Raw genomic sequence first — 17,244 nt, 5'->3', positions numbered from 1 at the left:
CGAGGGCGGCGCTGAGCACCCGCGGGGCCCTGCTGCCCAGGTGGTGGCCGCTCCCGCAGCGGGATTCCGCGACCAGTCGCTCAGCGGCCGTGGACCGCTTCGCGGATCTGCGGTTCCACCTCGGCCGCCGCCACGAACAGCAGCTCGTCGCCGGCCTCCACCGGGTCGTCCTGCTGCGGGACGATGACCCGGCCGCCGCGCAGGATCGTCACCAGCGCCGCGTCCGGCGGCAGCGCCAGGTCCCGCACCCGGCGGCCCGCGAGCGAGGTGTCCGGGGGCAGGGTGATCTCCACGAGGTTCGCCTGGCCCTGGCGCAGCGTCATCAGCCGCACCAGGTCGCCCACGTTGACGGCCTCCTCGACCATGGCGGCGAGCATCCGCGGCGTGGACACGGCCACGTCGACGCCCCAGGCGGTGGTGAACAGCCACTCGTTGCGCGGGTCGTTGACCCGGGCGACGACGCGGCGCACCGCGAACTCGGTCTTCGCCAGCAGCGAGACCACCAGGTTCACCTTGTCGTCGCCGGTGGCCGCGATGACCACGTCGCAGGACTGCAACCCGGCCTCCTCCAGCGAGGCGAGTTCGCAGGCGTCGGCGAGGACCCACTCCACGTCGGGGAGGGTCTTCGGCCGGTAGTTCTCGGTGCCGCGCTCGATGAGCATGACCTGGTGGCCGCCGTCGAGCAGCTCACCGGCGATGGAGTGGCCGACGGCCCCGGCGCCGGCGATCGCGATGCGCATCACTCGGTCTCCTCTGGTGCGCGCAGCGCCGCCGCGGTGACGTCGGTGACGGTGCCGGACAGCGCGGCGACGTAGACGTCGTCGTCGGCTTGGATGACGGTCTTGCGGTCGGGCAGCACGCCGCCGCCGAAGCGCATCACGAACGCCACCCGGGCGCCGGTGGTGTCCTCCAGCTCGACGACGCGCCTGCCGACCCAGTCCTCGTGCAGCGGCAGCTGCAGCACGGCGACGGCGCCGGACGGTTCGCGCCAGGCGGTCGCGACCCCTTCGGGCAGCAGCATCCGCAGGAACCGGTCGGTGGTCCACGGGACGGTGGCCACGGTGGGGATGCCGAGCCGCTCGTACACGGCGGCGCGCTTCGGGTCGTAGATGCGGGCGACGACGTGCTCCACACCGAACGTCTCGCGGGCCACCCTGGCGGCGATGATGTTCGAGTTGTCGCCGTTGGAGACGGCGGCGAACGCCGCGGCGGATTCGATGCCCGCTTCGGTCAGCACGTCCCGGTCGAACCCGTTGCCGGTGACCTGGCGGCCGGTGAAGTCCTTGCCGAGCCGGTGGAACGCGCCCTCGTCCTTGTCCACCACGGCGACGGTGTGGTCGAGCCGTTGCAGGGCGGCGGCGAGGGATGCCCCCACCCGGCCGCAGCCCAGGATCACGACGTGCACGGCCTTGTCTCCTCATCACGGGCGGTCGGCGGCACGGCGGCCGACCGCCGCGCCAGCGTGACGGTACCCGGCGAGGTGGCTGCGCGGCTGCCGCACGCTCGCCGACGGGGAACCGCCGCTCTCAGCGTGTGCACGGTAGCCGAGGCCGACGGCGCCGGTCACGCGGCCGGGGGCGGGGAGACCTGCGCCACGGGCGGGCCCGGCGGCGCGCGCGAGCGGAGCACTTACGCTCATGCCCGTGTCCAAGCTCGCGACCGCGACGAAACGCCTGCTGGTAGGGCGTCCGTTCCGCAGTGACCGGTTGTCGCACACGCTGTTGCCGAAACGGCTGGCGCTGCCCGTGTTCGCCTCCGACGCCATGTCCTCGGTGGCGTACGCGCCGGAGGAGATCTTCCTGGTGCTGTCCGTGGCGGGCCTGTCCGGGTACGCGTGGACGCCGTGGGTGGGAGCGCTGGTCGCGCTGGTGATGCTCACCGTGGTGGCCAGCTACCGGCAGAACGTGCGGGCCTACCCGTCCGGCGGTGGCGACTACGAGGTCGCGACCGTGAACCTCGGCAGGCACGCCGGGTTGACGGTGGCCAGCGCGCTGCTCGTCGACTACGTGCTGACCGTCGCGGTGTCGATCTCCTCGGCGGCGGCGAACGTCGGCGCGCTGATCCCGTTCGTGGCCACCCACAAGGAGTGGTTCGCGGTCGCGGCGATCGTGGTGCTCACCGCGATCAACCTGCGCGGCCTGCGCGAATCCGGCGGCTTCCTGGCCGTGCCGGTGTACGCGTTCCTGCTCGGCGTGCTCGGGATGATCGTGTTCGGCCTGTTCCGGGCCGTGGTGCTGGACCAGCCGATGCGCGCGGAGAGCGCGGGCGTCGAGGTCATGCCGGACGAGAACCAGCTGGCCGGGCTCGCGTTCGTGTTCCTGGTGATGCGCGCGTTCTCGCAGGGCGCGGCCGCGCTGACCGGGGTGGAGGCGATCAGCAACGGCGTTCCCGCGTTCCAGAAGCCGAAGTCGCGCAACGCGGCGACGACGCTGCTGATGATGGGCGCCATCTCGGTGGCGATGCTGATGGGCCTGATCTGGCTCGCGCAGCTCACCGGGGTGCGGCTCGCGGAGAACCCGGCGGCGCAGATCACCTCGGCGCCGCCCGGCTACGTGCAGCACACGATGGTGGCGCAGATCGCGGGCGCGGTGTTCGACGTGTTCCCGCCCGGCGCGTTCTTCGTGACGGCGGCGACCGCGATCATCCTGGTGCTGGCGGCGAACACCGCGTTCAACGGCTTCCCGGTGCTCGGCTCGATCCTCGCCCAGGACCGCTACCTGCCGCGCCAGTTCCACACCCGAGGCGACCGGCTGGCGTTCTCCAACGGGATCCTGTTCCTCGCCGCGTTCGCGGTGGTGCTGGTGCTGGCCTTCGACGCCGAGGTCACCCGGCTGGTGCAGCTGTACGTGGTGGGCGTGTTCGTGTCGTTCACGGTGAGCCAGACCGGCATGGTGCGGCACTGGAACCGGCTGCTGCGCAAGGAGCAGGACCAGGCGGCGCGGCGCCGGATGCGGCGTTCCCAGGCGATCAACGCGTTCGGGCTGGTGCTGACCGGTTCGGTGCTGGTGATCGTGCTGGTGACGAAGTTCGCGAAGGGCGCGTGGATCGCGCTGGCGGCGATGGGCGCGATCTACCTGCTGATGACGGCGATCCGCAGGCACTACGACTCGGTGCAGGAGGAGCTGGCGGAGTACGACGCCGAGCCCGCGGTGCTGCCGTCGCGCAACTACGCCCTGGTGCTCGTCTCGCAGCTGCACCTGCCGACGCTGCGCGCGCTGGCCTACGCGCGCGCCACCCGCCCCGACACGCTCGAAGCGGTCACCGTGAACGTCGACGACGCCGGGACCAGGAAGCTCACCGCCACCTGGGAGTCGAAGGACATGCCGGTGCCGCTGAAGGTCATCGAGTCCCCGTACCGTGAGGTGACCCGGCCGCTGATCGAGTACGTGAAGCGGATCCGCCGCAACAGCCCCCGCGACGTGGTCACGGTGTTCATCCCGGAGTACGTGGTGGGGCGCTGGTGGGAGCAGGTGCTGCACAACCAGAGCGCGTTGCGGCTCAAAGGCAGGTTGCTGTTCGAGCCGGGGGTGATGGTGACGAGCGTGCCGTGGCAGCTCGCGTCGTCGACCCGGGCGAAGCAGCGTGCCAAGACCCGGGTGATGCCGGGCGCGTTGCGCCGCGGTTTGGGCGAATCGAAGGGGACTGAACGTCGGTGACCGCGAAGTTGGATTGGACCGGCAGGCGCCTGAAGCTGGACGTGGGGCCGGTCGCGCACGGCGGCCACTGCGTGGCCAGGCACGAGGGACGTGTCGTGTTCGTGCGGCACGCGCTGCCCGGTGAGGTGGTGCTGGCCGAGGTCACCGACGACCCGGGCAAGGGCTTCTGCCGGGCGGACGCGGTCGAGGTGTTCACCGCGGCCGAAGGGCGCGTCGCGCCGCCGTGCCCGCTGGCCGACATGGCGCTGGGCCACGACCGCTGCGGCGGCTGCGACTGGCAGCACGCCGACCACGGCACGCAGCGGGAGCTGAAGGCGGCGGTGCTGCACGAGCAGTTGCAGCGCCTCGCCGGGCTGGACCGGTCCGTCGAGGTGCAGGAGCTGCCCGGCGGGCCGCTGCGCTGGCGCACCCGGGTGCGGCTGTCCGTGGACCGGGTCGGGCGGCCCGGGTTCCACCCGCACCGCAGCCACCGGGTGCTGCCGGTGCAGGACTGCCCGATCACGGTGCGCGGCGCGCTGGACGGGCTCGCCGACCGGGAGTGGCCGCAGGGCGCCGAACTGGAGGTCGCCACCGACGCGGACGCCGCCGTGCACGTGACCCTGCGCGAACGCGCCCCGCAGCGCCGCCGCGGCAAGCGCGGTGCCGTCGTGAGCACGCCGGTGCACGGTTCCGCCACGGCGCGGGAGCAGGCCGCCGGCCGCTCCTGGGACGTGTCCGCGGACGGCTTCTGGCAGGTGCACCCGGCGGCCGCCGACACCTTCGCGCGGGTCGTCGCCCGGATGGCGCAGGTGCCGGCGGGAGGGGTGGCCTGGGACCTCTACGGCGGGGTGGGGCTGTTCGCCTCGGTGCTCGCCGAGCAGGCCGGGCCCGCCGGGGACGTGCTGCTGGTGGAGTCCTCGCGGCGCGCCACCGAGGACGCCGTGGCGAACCTCCGCGACCTGCCGCAGGTGTCGTTCCGGGCGGGCGCCGTGGAGGAGGTGCTGGCCGACGAGGAGCTGCCCGCACCGGACGTGGTGGTGCTGGACCCGCCGCGCAAGGGCGCCGGGCGCCGCATCGTCGAGGCCGTGTGCGCGGCGGGACCGGAGCGCGTGGTCCACGTGGCCTGCGATCCGGCGGCGCTGGCGCGGGACGTGAGCCTGTTCGCCGAGCAGGGCTACCGGCTCGCGGACCTGGAGGCGTTCGACGCGTTCCCGATGACTCATCACATGGAATGCATAGCCCTGCTGACCCGGGGGTGACGCCTTTTCTCCGCTGTCTTCTGCTGCGTAGTGGTGGGGTGGCGGAACCTCAGCTGTTCCCTCGCTGCGGGATCGATTTCCCGAGTGGCTCCGCCACGAGGGAAATCGCTGTCCTCGCGAGGGAACAGCTGAGAACCCGCGGGTGGTCCGGTTGATCAGGTGGTCGCTGCTCAGCGGCTTCGCCGCTGACAGGAAACAGACGGGAACTCCCGCGGAGGTCGGCGGTTCGGGCTGCTGGGTGGGATCTCCGGGCCGGGCGGGCCTGCTCCTCGAAGGTGGAGTGTGTGCGGTGGGTGGTCGCGTTGGTCGGAACGGGTGGTGCTGGTCCGCTCGACTGGAGGAAATCCCGCTGGGCAAGCCGTTCCCAGTTGTCGCCGGGTGTTCGTTGTGGCCGGTGAGACCGGTGCGGGCGTCGCCTTGACCGGTGATCCGGCCTCCCCGGTGGCGTGCGTACCTTGTCCGGAGCGGGTGGTCGTGCTCCGTAGACTGGTCGCGGTTCCCCGAGGGTGAGCCCGGCCGTCGCGAGGCGCCCCGCCCCGGTGGTGAAGGCATGTGATGCGGGATGACGAACGAGGTGGAGCGGTGACGCTGCTGGAATCCGTGCAAGGTCCGGCCGACCTGAAACGCCTGGAGCACGGTGAGCTGGTGGAGCTGGCCGCTGAGATCCGCTCCTTCCTGATCGAGAAGGTGTCCCGCACCGGCGGGCACCTCGGCCCGAACCTGGGCGCCGTGGAGCTGACCTTGGCGGTGCACCGGGTGTTCGACTCACCGCGGGACGCGGTGGTCTTCGACACCGGGCACCAGGCGTACGTGCACAAGATCGTGACCGGTCGTCAGGAGGGCTTCGACCGGCTGCGCAAGCGGGACGGCCTGTCCGGCTACCCGTCGCGCGCCGAGAGCGAGCACGACCTGGTGGAGAACTCGCACGCCTCCACCTCGCTGTCCTACGCGGACGGGCTGGCCCGGTCGTTCCAGCTCACCGGTGGCGGCAGGCACGCGGTGGCGATCGTCGGCGACGGCGCGCTCACCGGCGGCATGTGCTGGGAGGCGCTGAACAACATCGCCGCCGACCAGGAGCGCCCGCTGGTCATCATCGTCAACGACAACGGCCGCTCCTACGCGCCCACCATCGGCGGGTTCGCCGAGCACCTCTCGGCGCTGCGGCTCAACCCGGGCTACGAGAAGGCGCTGGAGCGCGGCCGCAGCACGCTGCGCAACCTGCCCGTGGTCGGCAGGCCGCTCTACACCGGCCTGCACGCCGCGAAGTCCGGGCTCAAGGACGCGTTCAGCCCGCAGGTGATGTTCTCCGACCTCGGCATCAAGTACCTCGGCCCGGTCGACGGGCACGACATGAAGGCCATGGAGCAGGCGCTGGCGATGGCGCGCTCCTTCGGCGGCCCGGTGATCGTGCACGCCGTCACCCGCAAGGGCAACGGCTTCGCCCCGGCGGAGAACCACGAGGCCGACCAGATGCACCAGGTGAAGGTGATCAACCCGGAGACCGGGCTGCCGACCTCGCCGACGCCGAAGAGCTGGACGAACGTGTTCTCCGACGAGCTGGTGCGCATCGGTGGCGAGCGCTCCGACGTGGTGGCGATGACCGCCGCGATGCTCGGGCCGACCGGCCTGGACAAGTTCGCGAAGGCCTACCCGGACCGCTGCTTCGACGTGGGCATCGCCGAGCAGCACGCGATGACCTCCGCCGCGGGCATGGCGATGGGCGGGCTGCACCCGGTGTTCGCGGTGTACTCGACGTTCCTGAACCGCGCGTTCGACCAGCTGCTGATGGACGTGGCGCTGCACCGCCAGCCGGTGACGGTGACCTTGGACCGCTCCGGCATCACCGGTGACGACGGCGCCAGCCACAACGGCATGTGGGACATGTCGATCCTCGGCCTGATCCCGGGCATCCGGGTGGCGGCGCCGCGCGACGCGGTGACGCTGCGGGAGGAGCTGCGCGAGGCCGTCGCCGTCGACGACGGGCCGACGGTGGTGCGGTTCTCCAAGGGCTCGGTCATCGAGGAGGTCCCGGCGCTGGAGCGCGTCGGCGGCGTCGACGTGCTGCACCGGCCGGACCGGGGCGAGCGCAGCGACGTGCTGCTGGCCGTCGTCGGCGCGTTCGGCGAGACCGCGGTGGCCGCGGCGCGGCGCCTGGCCGCGCAGGGCATCGGCGTCACCGTCGTCGACCCGCGCTGGGTGACGCCGGTGCCGCAGCAGGTCGTGACCATGGCCGCCGAGCACGAGCTGGTCGTCACCCTGGAGGACGGCGGCAGGCACGGCGGATTCGGCTGGGCGCTGGCGGCCGCGCTGCGCGACGCCGGGGTGGACGTGCCGCTGCGCGACCTGGCGGTGCCCAACGAGTTCCTGCAGCACGCCTCCCGCGAGCAGGTGCTGGCCGACCTGGGCCTCACCGAGCAGGACGTGGCGCGCCGCGTCACCGAGTGGGTCGCGAACCGGCTCCGCGACAAGCAGCAGGTCGCCGAGCTGGACGGTCCGGCCCGCCGCGAGGCCTGAGCAGCACGACCGGCGGCCCCGCCACCCGCGTGGTGGCGGGGCAGCCGTGCGCCCGCTGGTGATCCCCGCCCGCGCCGGTTGTGGCACGGTGAACCGGTGCGAATCCTTGTCGTGGAGGACGAGCAGCCGCTGGCCGACGCCGTCGCCCGCGGGCTGCGCAGGGAAGGCATGGCCGTGGACGTCGCCTACGACGGCGAGAGCGGCCAGGAGAAGGCGTCGATCACCCGGTACGACGTGATCGTGCTGGACCGGGACCTGCCGGTGATGTCCGGGGACGAGCTGTGCCGCGAGGTCGTGTCCTCCGGCGAGCTCACCCGGGTGCTGATGCTGACCGCCAGCGGCACCGTGCAGGACCGGGTGGACGGCCTGTCGCTGGGCGCCGACGACTACCTGGCGAAGCCGTTCGCGTTCCCGGAGCTGATCGCGCGGGTGCGGGCGCTGGGCAGGCGCGCGACTCCGGCGGTGCCGCCGCTGCTGACCGCGCGCGGCTTGGAGCTGGACCCGGCTCGGCGGGTGGTGCGGCGCGACGGCTCGGAGGTGGAGCTGACCCGCAAGGAGTTCGGCGTGCTGGAGGTGCTGCTGGCGGCCGGTGGCGCGGTGGTCAGCTCGGAGGAGCTGCTGGAGCGGGTGTGGGACGAGCACGCCGACCCGTTCACCACGACCGTGCGGGTCACGATGATGACCTTGCGCAAGAAGCTCGGCGAGCCCGCGGTCATCGACACCGTCGTCGGCTCCGGCTACCGGGTGCCGTCGGCGGGCCGCGCCGAGCACACCGGGGCGTGAGCGTGGGCCGTCCGGCGGTGCCACCCGGCCTGCGCCCGCTGATCCGGCGCGGTCCCGGGCTGCGCGCGCGGTTGACGCTGCTGGCCACCGGACTGGTGGCCGCGGTGAGCGCCCTGCTGCTGTGGCTGGGCTGGCTGCTGGTGGGCAACGTCGTCGCGGGAGTGCCGCGCCTTCCACCCGGTGGCCTGGTCCGGGTCGGCGAGGCGCTGGTGCCCGCCGAGCAGCTCGGGGCCGCGCTGCGCGCCTCCGCCCGCCACCAGGTGCTCACCGCCGGCGGCGCCGCGTTCGTGGCGGTGGTGCTGGCGGCGGCGGTGCTGGCGTGGACGGTGACCGGCCGGGTGCTGCGCCCGCTGCAGGAGGTGACGGATTCGGCGCGGCGGCTGTCCGCGGAGTCGCTGGACGAGCGGATCGCGCTGGGCGGTCCGCGCGACGAGGTAGCGGAGCTGGCCGACACCTTCGACGCGATGCTCGACCGGCTGCAGGCCGCGTTCGACTCGCAGCGCCGCTTCGTCGCCAACGCCAGCCACGAGCTGCGCACCCCGCTGGCGGTGATCCGCACCGAGCTGGACGTGACGTTGAGCGACCCGGACGCCGACGCCGAGGAGCTGCGCCGGATGGCGGAGGTGCTGCGCGAGGCCGCGGCCAGGGCGGAACGGCTGGTGGAGGCGTTGCTGCTGCTGGCCCGCACCGACGGCGCGGAGCTGGCCGAGCGGGAGCGGGTGGACCTCCACGAGGTCGCGGTCCGAGCCCGGCGCGGCGTCGAGGCCGAGGCGCAGGCGCGGTCGGTGCGGATCACCTGCCACGGCGAGCCGGTGTTCGTGCTGGGCGATCCGGCGTTGCTGGAACGGATCGCGGAGAACCTGCTGGAGAACGCCGTGCGCCACAACGTCGACGGTGGCTGGGTCGAGGTCGTGACGACGATCGCCGGGCGTTCGGCGCTGCTGCGGGTGTCGTCTTCGGGCCCGCTGATCGACCCCGATCAGGTGGACGCCCTCTTCGCCCCGTTCCGTCGAGCGGGTGTGCAGCGCACCGCCCGCACCGGCGCGGGCCTGGGCCTGTCCATCGTCCGCGCCGCCGTCACCGCCCACGGCGGGAGGGTGACCGCCCTGCCCGTCGAAGGCGGCGGGCTCACCGTCGCCGTTGAGCTGCCCACGTTCTGATCAGGTGCCCCGTCAGAGGCGGAGGTCGGCGACGTCGAGTTCGACGGGTACCGGAGCGGCGGTCACGGCTTTCCTGCCCGAGCCCAGCAGGACCTGTTCCCTCACCTCGTAGTGCCCGTCTTCCAGGCGGTAGGCGGTCAGCTCGTCGGGCCCGCGCCGGTCCTGGGTGATGCTCCAGAAGAACGGCACGCCGACGGCGGCGAAGTGGGTGAACTTGTCCTGCTTCTCGCGGAAGGTGTTGCCGGGAGACCAGATCTCGCCTGCCAGCAGCACGTGCTCCGGTCTGAAGGAGTTGCCGACCGGGGGAGTGCGGAGGACGAGGAAGTCCGGGATCAGCGCGCTCTGTTGCGCGACGTTGATCTCGACGCCGACTCCGCCCAGCGCGTAGAGGTCCGAGCGTCCCGCTCGGCGCAGGGCGGATTTCAGGATGCGGATGAGTTCGCTCTCGGCCCATTGGTGCTGTCCGGATGGTGCGGGTGTCACGAGCCAGTAGCCCTCGATCAGTTCAAGGCGCGAGCCGTCTTCACGAGGGGGGAGCGCGTGCCAGTCCGCGACCGTGAACGGCCCGAGCTCGTGCTGCATCGGCGCGACCACCGGTCATCACCTCGTTTCCCTGGGGACGGGCTCCATCGTGACAGCTCCAGCTTAGGCACGATCGGAGATGGGGACTACATCACCGCCGGTGAGAACACCGGTTCTTCGCAGCCGCAGCGATGACCGGATACGGGTGAAGATCCACCGCATCGGACGACGAAGGGCCGGGGTGGACGTGCCCACCCCGGCCCTTCCTGCGACCTACGCGATCAGGCGGGCACCGAGGCCACGCCCTTCGGCAGGAACCGCGCGCCGTTGACCTGCTCGGCGATGCCGGAGCGGTCCAGGTAGGCGGTGATGCCGCCCAGCCAGAACGGCCAGCCCGCGCCGAGCAGCATGCACAGGTCGATGTCCTGCGCCTCGGCGACGACGCCCTCGTCCAGCATCAGCCGGATCTCCTGGGCCAGCGCCTGCAGCGCCCGGTCCCGCACCTGCTCGGAGGTCGACGGGTTCGAGCCCTGCTCCCACAGCGCGACGACCTCGGGGTCGACGACCTGGCCGCCCTGCTCGTCCTGCTGCCACACGGCCGTCTTGCCGGCCTCGACGAACCGCTGCAGGTTCTCGCTGATGCCGAACCGGTCCGGGTACGCCGCGTGCATCGTCTCGTTGACGTGCTGCGCGACGGCCGGGCCGACGAGCTGCAGCAGCACCAGCGGGCTCATCGGCAGGCCCAGCGGGGTCAGCGCGCGGTCGGCGACGTCGAAGGGGGTGCCTTCGTCGACGGCGGCGATGATCTCGCCCATGAAGCGGGTCAGCAGCCGGTTCACCACGAACGCCGGGGCGTCCTTGACCAGCACGCTGGACTTCTTGAGCTGCTTGCTGACCGAGAACGCGGTGGCCAGCGAGGCGTCGTCGGTCTTCTCGCCGCGCACGATCTCCAGCAGTGGCAGCACCGCGACCGGGTTGAAGAAGTGGAAGCCCACGACCCGCTCGGGGTTGGTCAGCTTCGACGCCATCTCGGTGATCGACAGCGAGGAGGTGTTGGTGGCCAGGATCGCCTCGGGGGAGACGTGCTGCTCCAGCTCGGCGAACACCTCCTGCTTGACCGTCATCTCCTCGAAGACCGCTTCGATGACGAAGTCGGCGTCGGCGAACGCGGCCTTGTCCAGCGACCCGGTGACCAGCGCCTTGAGCCGGTTCGCGCCGTCGGGGGAGAGCCTGCCCTTGCCGAGCAGCTTGTCGATCTCGCCGTGGATGTAGCCGACGCCGCGGTCGATGCGTTCCTGGTCGACGTCGGTGATGACCACCGGCACCTTGAGGCGGCGCACGAACAGCAGCGCCAGCTGACCGGCCATCAGCCCGGCGCCGACGACGCCGACCTTCTTGACCTCGCGGGCCAGCGACTTGTCCGGCGCACCGGCAGGCCGCTTGACGCGCTTCTGGGTGAGGTCGAAGGAGTACAGCCCGGCGCGCAGCTCGTCGGACATCAGCGCGTCGGCGAGCGCCTCGGTCTCGGCCGCGTACCCGGCGTCGAGGTCGTTGCCGCGGGCCAGTTCGAGCAGCTCGACGGCCTTGGTGACCGCGGGCGAGGCGCCCTGGGTGCGGGCGGTGACGATGCCCTTCGCGCGTGCGATCGCGTCGTCCCAGGCCTGGCCGCGGTCGATCTCGGCGCGCTGCACGGTCTGCTCGCCGCCGACCACGCGCACCGCCCAGCGGATCGACTCCTCCAGGAAGTCGGCGCTCTCCAGCTGCGCGTCGAAGATGCCCAGTCCGGTGGCCTTCTTCGCGTTGAGCATCTTGTTCTGGTTCAGCGCGTTCTCGATGATCACGCTGACCGCGGCGTCCGCGCCGATCAGGTTCGGCAGCAGCTGGGTGCCGCCCCAGCCGGGGAACAGGCCGAGGAAGCACTCGGGGAACGCGATCGCGTTCACGCTCTCCGAGACGGTCCGGTAGTGGCAGGACAGCGCCAGCTCCAGGCCGCCGCCCAGCGCCGCGCCGTTGACGAACGCGAAGGTCGGGATGGTCGACTCGGTGAGCCTGCGGAACACGTCGTGCCCGGTCTGCGCGACCTGGTGGGCGTGCTGCCGCTCGGCGATCTGGGTGACGCCGGAGAGGTCGGCGCCGACGGCGAACACGAACGGCTTGCCGGTGACCGCGATCGCGGCGGGCTCGGCGGCGAACGCCTCGTCCAGCGCGGCGTTCAGCGCGGTGAGCCCGCCGGGGCCGAACGTGGACGGCCGGGTGTGGTCGTGGCCGTTGTCGATGGTGATCAGCGCGAGCTCGCCGCCGAGCCCGGGCACGTTCAGCAGCCTGGTGTGCGCCTGGGTGACGACCTCGTCCGGGAACAGCGCTGCGAAGTCGGTCTGCGTGCTCACTTCGCGCCCCCTGCGGTGTCGAAGTTCGGGTTCTCCCAGATGACCGTGCCGCCCATGCCGAAGCCGATGCACATGGTGGTCAGGCCGTAGCGCACCTCGGGGTGCTCGGCGAAGTGCCGGGACAGCTGCGTCATCAGCCGCACCCCGGAGGAGGCGAGCGGGTGGCCGCAGGCGATGGCGCCGCCCCACGGGTTGACCCGCTGGTCGTCGTCGGCGATGCCGAAGTGCTCCAGGAAGGCCAGCACCTGCACCGCGAAGGCCTCGTTGATCTCGAACAACCCGATGTCGGAGATGTCGAGCCCGGCGCGCTTGAGGGCCTTCTCCGTCGCCGGGATCGGGCCGACGCCCATGACCTCCGGCTCGACGCCCGCGAAGGCGTAGCCGACGAGCTTCATGCCGACGGGCAGGCCCAGCTCGCGGGCGGTCTCGGCGTCGGCGAGCACGCAGCCGGTGGCGCCGTCGTTGAGCCCGGCGGCGTTGCCCGGGGTGACCCGGCCGTGCGGGCGGAACGGGGTCTTGAGCCCGGCCAGCGCCTCGGTCGTGGTGCCGGGGCGCGGCGGCTCGTCGGCGGTGGCGAGGCCCCAGCCCTGCTCGGCGGAGCGGGTGGAGACCGGCACCAGGTCTGCGGCGATCTTGCCGGCGAGCTGCGCGGCCTCGTAGCGCTGCTGGCTCAGCGCCGCGTAGGCGTCGGTGCGCTCCTTGGTGAGGCTCGGGTAGCGGTCGTGCACGTTCTCCGCGGTGGAGCCCATGATCAGCGCGGAGGGGTCGACGACGCTGTCGGCGACGTAGCGCGGGTTCGGGTCGACGCCCTCGCCCATCGGGTGGTTGCCCATGTGCTCGACGCCGCCCGCGATGGCGATGTCGTAGGCGCCGAAGCCGATGCCGCCCGCGATGCTGGTCACCGCGGTCATCGCGCCCGCGCACATGCGGTCGATGGCGAAGCCGGGCACGGACTGCGGCAGGCCCGCCAGCAGCGAGGCGCTGCGGCCGATGGTCAGCCCCTGGTCACCGATCTGGGTGGTGGCGGCGATGGCGACCTCGTCGATGCGCTCCGGCGGCAGCTCGGGGTGGCGCCGCAGCAGTTCGCGGATGACCTTGACGACCAGGTCGTCGGCGCGGGTCTCGGCGTAGATCCCCTTCTTGCCTGCCTTGCCGAACGGCGTGCGGACGCCGTCGACGAAGACCACGTCCCGTACGGCACGTGCGCTGCGCGGGTCGGCTGGTGCCGACGCGGGTGCGACCACGGCGTGCTCCTCACTGTGTGGGTCCTGCGTTGTGCGGGTTCCGGACCGGCCCCGGCGGCGATCGTCCGGGAGTGGGCGCCGGCCCCGCCGCTACTGGTCGGTAACAGCCACTCTAGCGCTTATTACCCACCGGTAACCACCGGGTGCGGGGCGGTGCGCCCATGTCTGTTCGCTCACAGCCCCACCTGCGGGTTCGGCTGCCGGGAGATCGCGCGGCCAGCCTACGCACCCCGCTGCCGCGCGCTCGGTGACGACGACGCGGCGAAGATCGGCCGCACCGGTTCGCGGCGGTCCCGGCAGCGACCCGCGGCGGAGCACGCGCACGCGTTCGCCGCCCACCTCGACGGATCGGGCCCACCTCGACGGCTCGTGCCCAGCTCGGCGACTCGGACCGCGTCCGGTCGCCGCACGTCCGCGGCCGTCGACGGATCGGGCCGTGGAGTTCCGCGACCGGAGCTCGTCCGGGGAGGAGGAACGCGGGTTTCCACGGCACCGGCGTCCGACGGCTCATCGGCGTGCTGCGCCGCCGATCCCGCGTCCAGTCGGGCACCGCCGCTCCGCGCACCGGGAGCGGCGGCGGCCCGAACGCGCCAGGACTACTTGCCCGGTTCCGCCTCCAGCGCGGTGCTCAACGGCGTCGCGGTCAGCCCGATCTGCCACTCCCGGGCGCCTCGTTCGCGCAGCCGGTTCGCGACCGACTCGACGCCGAGGTCCTCCGGCGGCGTCCAGCACAGCCGCCGCAGCAGGTCCGGCAGCAGCAGGTTCTCCACCGGCAGCCCGTGCTCCTCGGCGATGGCCGACATGGCCGACTTGGCCGCGGACAGCCGGGCGGCGGCCGCCGGGTCGCGGTCCGCCCACCGGTTCGGCGACGGCGGTCCGTCCTGCGGCGGCGAGACCACCGGCAGCTCGTCCTGGGGGAGTTCGCGGGCCGCGCGCAGCGCGCCCAGCCACGTCGAGGCGCGGCGGCGCTGCTGCCTGCCGCCGAACACCGGCAGCGCGGTCAGCTCGGCTTCGGTTCCGGGGCCGCTCTGCGCGGCCTGCACCACGGCGGAGTCCGGCAGGATCCGGCCCGGTGCGATGTCCCGCTCCGCGGCGATGCGGTCGCGCACCGTCCACAGCGAGCGGACGGCGGCGAGCTGGCGGGCGTTGCGGATCCGGTGGATCCCGGAGGTGCGGCGCCACGGTTCGGCGCGCGGGCGGGGCGGCTCGGCGGTGCGCACCGCCTCGAACTCCTCCCACGCCCATTCGAGCTTGCCCTGCCGGGTCAGCTCGTCGTGCATCGCGGCGCGCAGGTCGATCAGCAGTTCCACGTCCAGCGCGGCGTACACCAGCCAATCGGCGGGCAACGGCCGGCGCGACCAGTCGGCGGCGCTGTGGCCCTTCTCCAACCGGTAGCCGAGCATGCGCTCGACGAGGGTGCCCAGCGAGACCCGGTCGAACCCGGCCAGCCGCCCGGCGAGTTCGGTGTCGAACAGCCGTTGCGGATGCAGGTCCAGCTCGGACAGGCAGGGCAGGTCTTGGGACGCGGCGTGCAACACCCATTCGGTGTCGGCCAGCGCCGCTTTCAGGGGTTCCAGGGCACCGTTCAGCGCGACCGGATCGACCAGCACCGTCCCCGCGCCTTCCCGGCGCAGTTGCACCAGGTAGGCACGTTGGGAGTACCGGTATCCGGACGCGCGTTCGGTGTCCACCGCGACCGGACCGCTCCCCGCGGCCAGTGCGGCCGCGGCGGTCTCCAGCGCTTCAGGAGTCTCCACCACCGGCGGGACGCCGTCAGCGGGCTCGGTGAGCAGCACCGGCTCGGGGCGGTCGGGCTCGACGGACTCGGGGCAAGCAGCTTCCACGGATATCAGACCTTACGTGTTGCGGTCCGCCCGCGGGTGCGACCAGCCCGAGGTCGTCAAGCCCGACCGGACCCGACGATCGCGGTGGGACCTCGATTCACCCGATCAGGATCATCCGGTCATCTGATCACCCCGGCCCGCATGGCCAGGGCGACCATCTGCGCCCGATCTCCGGTGCCCAACTTGCGGCCGATCCGAGACAGGTGACTCTTCACCGTGAGAGCGGAGAGGTTGAGCGCCTCACCGATCTCCTTGTTGGATCGGCCATCGGCCACCAGTTGCAGCACCTCGACCTCACGTCCGGACAGCTCCCGGGGCGTGTTGTCGGTTCCCGGGACCCGAGTGCCCGCTGCGAGCACCGGAGCCACGCTGGGATCGGCATACACGCCGCCGTCGAGCACGCGGCGCACCCCGTCGGTGACGACCATCGGCGAGGCCGACTTCAGCAGGTACGCCTGAGCGCCTGCCTGGAAGGCGGCCCGGACCGCATAGGGGTCGTCGGACGAAGCGAGCACCACGATTCGCGGCCAGCCCTGGGTACGGAGTTCCGTCACCAGGTCGATGCCGGTCCCGTCGGGGAGTCCGAGATCGAGGATCGCGAGGTCGCACGGACCGGTGGCCAGAGCGCGAGCCCTGGCCTCGGCCATCGATGCGGCCTCGTGCACCGTGCCGGCGCCCATCTGCAGCAACCGGGCGGCGATGGCCTCCCGGAGCAGCGGATGGTCGTCCACCACGAGCACCGTGAACAGCTCTTCCCGCGGGTGCGGGACCATGTTGGCCGGCAAAGCGCCGGCGGGCGTGGTTCGAGCGGCCTGACCTAAGCCGACGGCAGCCACGTCACTACCTCCCTGGAGTCGGTCGTGCCCCCCGACCGGCACCGGGACTCTCGACCAATCAGCCGCGCCACTGATCGACCGAAAGTGGTGTCGTCGGGGGCAGCGTAACCGCCCAAGCGGGTCAGCGGGACGATCAATCGGGTATCTATCCCGATCGAGTTGTCACTGCGGTTCGTTTTTGTCACTCATTTGGGTGGGTCTCGGTGTTTGGCGTAACGCCTTGGCGGGTCCGTGCGACAGACCTTGATTGCACATCGTGAGAAAGTTGCCCGGGCAACCAATTGTGCGAGGTTTTCGCGATCTCGTGAGGGGAATCCCGATCGTTAAAGATCGCGGCTCAAGCCTCTCCGCGCAGCGCCGACCGCCGGTCCAGCACCGCCACCCCGACCGGCGGCAGGCCCGCTGCGCTGGACATCAACTGGTGGAAGGCCGTCGCGTGGGCGCCCAGGTCCGCCTCCCGCGGCGTCCACGAACCGCGGAGTTCGAGGTCGTGGCTGCGCGGCGGGCCCGCGATGTCGCCGAACCGGGCCGAGGAGGTCAGCGTGACCGTCCCGCCCAGCACGTCGGCCGCGGCCCCCGACTCCTCCAGCGCGTCCGTCAGCCAGGACCAGCCGACCGCGGGCAGCAGCGGATCGGCGGCCAGCTCCGGGTCCAGCTCGGCCCGCAGGTACACCACGAGCCGCAGCGACCCCGCCCACGCCGCCGGGCGGTCCGGGTCGTGCAGCAGCACCAGGCGGGCGGTCGCCAGCTCGTCGGCCGGGCCGGTGGCCTCCGCCGCCACCGCATACGCCCACGGCGCGAGCCGCTTCGGCGGGCGGACCTCCGTCACCTCGATCTCGGCGCGCGGAGCGGGCGCGGCCAGCGCGGCCACTGCCTGCCGGAACTCCTCGGGGATCGCCGCCATCTCAGTCACGGACCGGGACTGTAGGCCGCCGGATCGGCGCGGGGTGGGCGCCACGCCGGGCGCCGCGGCCGATCGTGATCTTGCCCGCGCGTCCGGCGCCGCGAGCGTCTGCGAAGATGTCCGGAACGGCCCCGACAGGGCCGTCGGCCCGCGCCG

At 72.4% G+C, this 17,244-nt stretch carries 13 protein-coding genes; 5 read left to right on the top strand and 8 right to left on the bottom strand.

Annotated elements, in window-relative coordinates; translation table 11 throughout:
• Nucleotides 1-80: 80 nt before the first annotated feature.
• Both H1226_RS20105 and H1226_RS20100 read right to left on the bottom strand, forming a co-directional pair.
• A complete protein-coding gene (locus H1226_RS20105) occupies nucleotides 81-740 on the bottom strand; it encodes a potassium channel family protein (RefSeq protein ID WP_258342070.1) in 660 nt (219 codons plus the stop codon).
• Entirely contained in the window at nucleotides 740-1,405 is a 666-nt protein-coding gene (locus H1226_RS20100; RefSeq protein WP_224955415.1) for a potassium channel family protein, read from the bottom strand. The genes H1226_RS20105 and H1226_RS20100 overlap by 1 nt, the downstream gene beginning before the upstream one ends.
• A 238-nt stretch (nucleotides 1,406-1,643) precedes the next feature.
• Here H1226_RS20100 and H1226_RS20095 point away from each other — a divergent pair, with 238 nt between their 5' ends.
• The 5 genes from H1226_RS20095 (at nucleotide 1,644) to H1226_RS20075 (ending at nucleotide 9,351) form a co-directional block, all read left to right on the top strand.
• Nucleotides 1,644-3,656: an APC family permease gene (locus tag H1226_RS20095; protein ID WP_258342069.1), complete on the top strand. Its 2,013-nt coding sequence runs from the start codon at nucleotides 1,644-1,646 to the stop codon at nucleotides 3,654-3,656.
• Complete coding sequence (locus tag H1226_RS20090) at nucleotides 3,653-4,894, top strand: class I SAM-dependent RNA methyltransferase (protein ID WP_258342068.1); 1,242 nt, start codon at nucleotides 3,653-3,655, stop codon at nucleotides 4,892-4,894. Before H1226_RS20095 ends, H1226_RS20090 begins: the two co-directional genes overlap by 4 nt.
• Before the next feature lie 582 nt (nucleotides 4,895-5,476).
• Nucleotides 5,477-7,408, top strand: a complete 1,932-nt coding sequence (dxs, locus tag H1226_RS20085) for a 1-deoxy-D-xylulose-5-phosphate synthase (protein ID WP_258342067.1) — start codon at nucleotides 5,477-5,479, stop codon at nucleotides 7,406-7,408.
• 96 nt (nucleotides 7,409-7,504) lie between these two features.
• Complete coding sequence (locus tag H1226_RS20080) at nucleotides 7,505-8,191, top strand: response regulator transcription factor (RefSeq protein ID WP_224955420.1); 687 nt, start codon at nucleotides 7,505-7,507, stop codon at nucleotides 8,189-8,191.
• A 2-nt stretch (nucleotides 8,192-8,193) separates the two neighbouring features.
• Nucleotides 8,194-9,351, top strand: a complete 1,158-nt coding sequence (locus tag H1226_RS20075; RefSeq protein ID WP_258349465.1) for a sensor histidine kinase — start codon at nucleotides 8,194-8,196, stop codon at nucleotides 9,349-9,351.
• A gap of 12 nt (nucleotides 9,352-9,363) precedes the next feature.
• Here the strand turns inward: H1226_RS20075 and H1226_RS20070 are convergent, their stop codons facing one another.
• The 6 genes from H1226_RS20070 to H1226_RS20045 all read right to left on the bottom strand — a co-directional run bounded on the left by H1226_RS20070 (nucleotide 9,364) and on the right by H1226_RS20045 (nucleotide 17,097).
• Nucleotides 9,364-9,945 (bottom strand): Uma2 family endonuclease, encoded by a 582-nt coding sequence (locus H1226_RS20070; protein ID WP_258342066.1) that lies wholly within the window; start codon nucleotides 9,943-9,945, stop codon nucleotides 9,364-9,366.
• Nucleotides 9,946-10,154: 209 nt separating this feature from the next.
• Nucleotides 10,155-12,260 (bottom strand): 3-hydroxyacyl-CoA dehydrogenase NAD-binding domain-containing protein, encoded by a 2,106-nt coding sequence (locus H1226_RS20065; RefSeq protein WP_258342065.1) that lies wholly within the window; start codon nucleotides 12,258-12,260, stop codon nucleotides 10,155-10,157.
• Entirely contained in the window at nucleotides 12,257-13,504 is a 1,248-nt protein-coding gene (locus H1226_RS20060) for a thiolase family protein (protein ID WP_224955422.1), read from the bottom strand. Before H1226_RS20060 ends, H1226_RS20065 begins: the two co-directional genes overlap by 4 nt.
• A gap of 596 nt (nucleotides 13,505-14,100) precedes the next feature.
• On the bottom strand, nucleotides 14,101-15,354 hold the full coding sequence (locus H1226_RS20055; protein WP_258349464.1) for a ribonuclease D: 1,254 nt from the start codon (nucleotides 15,352-15,354) through the stop codon (nucleotides 14,101-14,103).
• Between the two features lie 113 nt (nucleotides 15,355-15,467).
• Nucleotides 15,468-16,184 carry a response regulator gene (locus tag H1226_RS20050; RefSeq protein WP_037304891.1) on the bottom strand — a complete coding sequence of 239 codons (717 nt, stop codon included), beginning with the start codon at nucleotides 16,182-16,184 and terminating at the stop codon, nucleotides 15,468-15,470.
• Between the two features lie 337 nt (nucleotides 16,185-16,521).
• The gene (locus tag H1226_RS20045; RefSeq protein WP_373689966.1) at nucleotides 16,522-17,097 is read right to left on the bottom strand and encodes a DUF3000 domain-containing protein; all 576 of its coding nucleotides are present in this window, start codon (nucleotides 17,095-17,097) and stop codon (nucleotides 16,522-16,524) included.
• Nucleotides 17,098-17,244: the final 147 nt, after the last annotated feature.

Source organism: Saccharopolyspora gregorii (assembly GCF_024734405.1).
Taxonomy (GTDB): Bacteria; Actinomycetota; Actinomycetes; order Mycobacteriales; family Pseudonocardiaceae; genus Saccharopolyspora_C; species Saccharopolyspora_C gregorii.
This window is presented reverse-complemented; position numbering and strand designations above follow the sequence as displayed.

Coding starts and splice junctions, on each gene's coding strand:
- H1226_RS20105 (WP_258342070.1), bottom strand. CDS start 740: ATGCGCATCGCGATCGCCGGCGCCGGGGCCGTCGGCCACTCCATCGCC.